Source organism: Lamprocystis purpurea DSM 4197 (assembly GCF_000379525.1).
Lineage (GTDB): Bacteria > Pseudomonadota > Gammaproteobacteria > Chromatiales > Chromatiaceae > Thiodictyon > Thiodictyon purpureum.
The window spans coordinates 1-4,789 of sequence record NZ_KB902406.1; the positions used below are offsets into that span (position 1 = coordinate 1).

Consider the following 4,789-nt stretch of genomic DNA (forward strand, 5'->3'; position numbering starts at 1 on the left):
GACGCTGAAGATGATCTGGCGCTTACATCGCGATCTTGGCATCCCTGCGGAAAGCTTGATCAAACCGTCAGTGGAGGAAAAGGGGCCAAGCTCAAGTATGAATTCAAGAAATGCCTAACGAACGCCCAAAGAGCGAGCGCGCGCCATCAGGGTTCGAGCTGATTTTCAGGCTCAGTGGGTGGCGCGCGCCGCCTTGGGCGACACGTTAGGCTTAAAACAGAGGCAAACAAATGACGGGCAAGGCAAAAAATGGCATCGCATGGGCAAAATATGTAGCTTTTTTATGGTTGGCGTTTGCGGCGGCTAAAGCTCTTTTCTCTCTTGGATATCCCGACCCCGCGCGCCAAGTAGTTGAAGCTTTAATTCTCGCCATTGCAGGACCGGTGATTACTGGTATACCGGCGTTCGCACTTGGATGGCTTTTTGGAAAGAACAAACTACCCCAAGAGGAATGACCACCAAACATGGATTATCGTTTCTGGATTGCTTATAGACTAAACGAGCAACCCGAGCCAATGATTTTTACTAGACACGAGAGAATATTATGTCAGCGGGCCACAGTTTCACGCTTCTTTCTGCGGGAGTTTTGTTTGCTTTAGCCACTCCATTCGTTGCGGCGCGAGAGCTTACGGATGAGGCTCTAGTGATAGAAGCCGCGCGTCAATATAATGCGAACGCTGAATCTCTTATAGCAAAAAGCAATGATCCGATGAATGAGTCTACTTTCGCAAGAGCAGACGGAAAGAATTTGATATTTTACTGGATACTAAGAGCAAAGAAAGACATTTCGAGCGAAAAACTTGCTGAGTTCCAAAAGGAGACGTTTGATGAAATAGCGCCGCGAGTGTGCCAGGAAAATGCTAAAAATGAGGCATTCCATCGGGGTATGTTCTACACATTTGTTTACCGCAGTAGGTACGGTCAAGAAATGGCGGCGATCGTAGTTGCCAGGGACACTTGTAGTCGATTATGACGAAATCCCAACACGGAGCCGTAGGGGCCGAGTAAAGGGAGTAAAGGGGTCAAATCCGAATGGCACTAAGTTAAGGCGCACACCCTTAAAAAACAATAGACTGCGAGGAGCGCGGAGGCCGCGAGAAGTCTTGGAACCATTGTCCCAAGCCTGGAAAGCCGGGCGCGATGCCGAGACTCAATAGTCTCTTGGCCGTTGGCGCCAGCGTAAGTAACGGATATTTATAGGCGTCAGCTTAACTTAGTGCCATTCGGGTCAAATCCCTTTAATTCGGTTGCCCAGCGGCAAGTCAAATACAATAATTGCATAACGGGCGGCCAAAGAGCGAGCGCCACAGGCGTTGTGCTGGTTTGCGGGTTCAGCGGTGGCGCGCGCCGCCTTAGTCCGCACGTTAGCTTCTTGGAGAACGACTTGCCTTTACTGATAGAAACTAGAGGACCCAAGTCGGGTAAGTGCAATATTTGCGGTGCAATCGGCAAGTTAACCGAAGACCACACTCCTCCAAAGGGCTGTACGAAAATCAAGAAAGTGGATCTGCATCACATAATTGAACACCTAAACGCTGCTGCTCCCCGGTCGAAAGGTAGGTTGTCACAGAATGGAGTTAAATACAGAACCTTATGTGGTGTGTGTAATAACCAGCGTCTGGGCCTTGAATATGATCCAGAATTTATCGCGTTTGTAAATAGGATCGCAGATTATCTCAAAACGAACATCCAGCTTCCGTCTGTAATGCATGTAACAGCAAAACCCCAACGAGTAATGCGTTCACTATTGGGACACATGTGCGCCCAAGGGGTCAATCGATACGATAAAGGAAAGATAACAAATCCAATCACTGAATACTTTCAAGACTCAAGTAAACCGCTACCATCAGAGATAAAAATCTACTATTGGCCGTTTCCATACAAAGATCATGTTATGGCGAGGGACTGCGCATTGGGCCTTGATCATAAATCCGGCCAAGACCTAGCCTAGGGCTTGGTTAATTGCCTGCTGGGGAGTGGCAGGACCCCCGAAATTGCGTACCCTTGGAAGTGCAAACAAACCGAGGGTAACGGAACATGATCGAAGGTCCTGCCGGATCCGACTGTAGCGCAGACACGGGGGGCGATGCCATCGGGCGCGACCCGACGAGCGGCCCGCGGGTGGTCGTGAAGCACCGCTCGCGCCTGGAGCGGGCGCAACAGCGGGAGGCCGCCAAAGTGCGCTTGGCGCAGGGGCAACCCCAACGGCACGTCGCCGCGGACCTTGGGGTGGCCCGCAGCACCTTGCAGGACTGGTGTCAGCCGACCCCGGTCGGCGCGGCCCCGGCGGTGTTGGCGGCGTTCGTGGCGACCCCCGAGGGCGTCCAGTGGCTACACCAACTGGTGGTGGCGGCGCACTTTGTCATTACGCTGCAAGGTGGTGCCGGGGTGCGCCTGGTGTGCCAATTCCTAGAGTTGAGTGGGCTGTCGGCGTTCGTCGGTGCGAGTTACGGTACCCAACAGGCGCTCAATGTCGCACTGGAGGCGGCGGTCGTCGCCACGGCGCGTGAGCAACGGGCGCTGTTGGCGGTGGGCATGCCGCACCGGGCGATCACGGCGGCGGAGGATGAGACCTTTCATCCGCAAATTTTGTTGGTCATGCTGGAGCCGGTATCGAATTTTCTGCTGGCGGAACAGTACGCGGCGGATCGCACGGCGGCCACCTGGACGCTGGCGTTACGCGACGCCTTGGCCGGCTTGAACGTCACGGTGATTCAGGGCACCAGCGATGAGGCCACGGCGTTGCGCCGTCATATTGAAACGGATTTTGCGGCCCATCACTCACCGGACCTGTTCCATGGACAACAGGAGGTGTCGAAGGGCACCAGCCTGCACCTGGCCCGCCAGGTGAAGCAGGCCGCCGCCAACGTCGTGGCCGCGCAGGGGCGCTGGGACGCCGCGCGGGCCGCCGAGCGGGCCTATGAAGCGCAATCGCCACGTCCCTGCGGGCGTCCACCCGCGTTCGCGGCGCGGATTGAAGACGCCGTGGCCGCCGTGGTGCAGGCCGAGGCCGACCACGCGCAGGCGCAGACGCGTCAGACGGACGCGCGTGACCTGGTGCGTGAACTGGGAATCCTCTATCACCCTTATGACTTGGAGCACGGACAGGCGCAGCCCGTGGAGCGCATCGCCCAACGCTTTACCGATGTCTGGGCGCGGCTGCAACAGCTTGCTGACGCGGCCGATCTGCCGACGCGGGCCCGCGAGCGCCTGGCCAAAGCCGAGCGCCTGACCATCCAGTTCCTGGCCACCATCACCTTTTTCTTTGCGACCGTGCAGGCCAAGGTCGAGGCCCTGAATCTGTCGCCCGCCCTGGAACACGCCCTCCTGACGCAGGTGATTCCGGCGCTCTACCTGGAACGGGTCGCGGCGCGCAGCACGCACGCCGAACCGCGCCACCGACTGCGCGCCCTGAGCCGTCAGTTGCTCGAACCGCTCGGCCAACCCGATCATCCGCTCAACGCCTTGTCGGCGACCGAGCGCGCGCGCCTTGAGCAGGTGGCCGGCGACTGCGCCGATCTGTTCCAGCGCAGCAGTTCCGCGGTGGAGGGGCGCAACGGTCAACTGTCCCTGCATCATCATGGCCGGCATCGCCTGAGCGATCAAAAGCTCGCGGCCCTGACCGCGGTGCATAACTTCCACATCCGCCGCGCCGACGGCACCACGGCCGCCGAGCGTTTCTTCGGCCAAGCCCACGCGGCGTTGTTCGCGCTGGTGCTCCAGCGGATGCCGCTACCCCCGCCACCAGCGCGCCGACGACCCCGCCCGCCCAAGCCGCTCTCGCTCCTGCCGGTGGCGGCCTAGCGTGGGTGGCCGGAACGATGATCAAGGCCGCGCATTGGCAGACCTGAGAGTTAATAAGTCGCTGCTTGTTTGGTTCTTAAAGTTTTTTCCTATCGCATTCTTGATTACGTTTCATGAGCCGGGTGAATATCATTTTATTACCTGAGTTATCCCAATGGAGAAACGAAGAAATTGACTACGAAACGGATGTGCCTATCTATCTTAAGAATATCCCTCATCGGTATTGGCCAGAGGCACCATCGGATACATCAATGCTAATGTATGGACAAGAAGCCATAGTATCCTTCGACTGGAACACGGGAAAACGGGCCGGGAAAAGGGGCTAGGCTCAATTATGAAAACCAAGAATAGCCTAACCTACGCCTAAGAGCGAGCGCGCGCCACGGGCGTCGTGCTAATTCTCCAGTTCCGGGGACAGTTTACTTATTTCTTGGCTGGCTAAGGCGACTGAATTGAATAAACTGTCCCCGGAACTCGCATCCGTGTCGATTTCCGCGCGGCGTGCTTTGTCGTATGCCTCTTGAAGTGTTTGCTGGTAGTCTTCGAGCTTCGCCAAGAGCGCCTGTGCTAATTCGAGCCTTTTCTGCCGCGCCTCGTATTTTGACGCTTTGGCAGACCAATCAATAGCGGAAGCTGTCCGCACCGGGCGCGCCGGATAAGGAGATTTGGTATGTTTCTCGATTGCTTCGTGCTTTTGCTCATCCGGCATCGCCGCCCAGTTTGCTTCTTCTGATATCATAGCCCACTCCGTATCCGTTTCCTTTTGCCACTGTTTCTGCTTTTCGCCCCATGATTCCTCCCACTCCGCAGTTTCGGTCGCAAACGCATTTTCGTCACGTTCGGCGTGCCCCCTGTAGTCTATGGCAGTCGCCGTCGTGCGCTCTCTCTGGATATAGTGGACCCCATGTCCAGGACAGTTTTCCCCCGAATTTAAGTTGTCGTGCCGACGTTCATCGCAGCGGTTTGGCGCTGCCCCAGCCACCGC

Annotated in this window: 4 protein-coding genes; 3 read left to right on the forward strand and 1 reads right to left on the reverse strand. The window is 56.7% G+C overall.

From position 1 onward, the window contains the following. Positions 1 to 230: 230 nt before the first annotated feature. The 3 genes from A39O_RS40445 to A39O_RS0105955 all read left to right on the forward strand — a co-directional run bounded on the left by A39O_RS40445 (position 231) and on the right by A39O_RS0105955 (position 3,804). Positions 231 to 455, forward strand: coding sequence for a hypothetical protein (locus A39O_RS40445; RefSeq protein WP_157639698.1), 225 nt, complete (start codon positions 231 to 233; stop codon positions 453 to 455). Positions 456 to 544: 89 nt separating this feature from the next. Beyond that, positions 545 to 973, forward strand: coding sequence for a hypothetical protein (locus tag A39O_RS40450; protein WP_157639700.1), 429 nt, complete (start codon positions 545 to 547; stop codon positions 971 to 973). Positions 974 to 2,037: 1,064 nt separating this feature from the next. After that, positions 2,038 to 3,804 (forward strand): DUF6399 domain-containing protein, encoded by a 1,767-nt coding sequence (locus A39O_RS0105955; protein ID WP_020503782.1) that lies wholly within the window; start codon positions 2,038 to 2,040, stop codon positions 3,802 to 3,804. 394 nt (positions 3,805 to 4,198) lie between these two features. Here the strand turns inward: A39O_RS0105955 and A39O_RS42080 are convergent. Continuing rightward, positions 4,199 to 4,789 (reverse strand): hypothetical protein (locus tag A39O_RS42080; protein WP_211211542.1); only part of this gene is annotated, 591 nt, incomplete at its 5' end.

Coding starts and splice junctions, on each gene's coding strand:
- A39O_RS40445 (WP_157639698.1), top strand. CDS start 231: ATGACGGGCAAGGCAAAAAATGGCATCGCATGGGCAAAATATGTAGCT.
- A39O_RS40450 (WP_157639700.1), top strand. CDS start 545: ATGTCAGCGGGCCACAGTTTCACGCTTCTTTCTGCGGGAGTTTTGTTT.
- A39O_RS0105955 (WP_020503782.1), top strand. CDS start 2,038: ATGATCGAAGGTCCTGCCGGATCCGACTGTAGCGCAGACACGGGGGGC.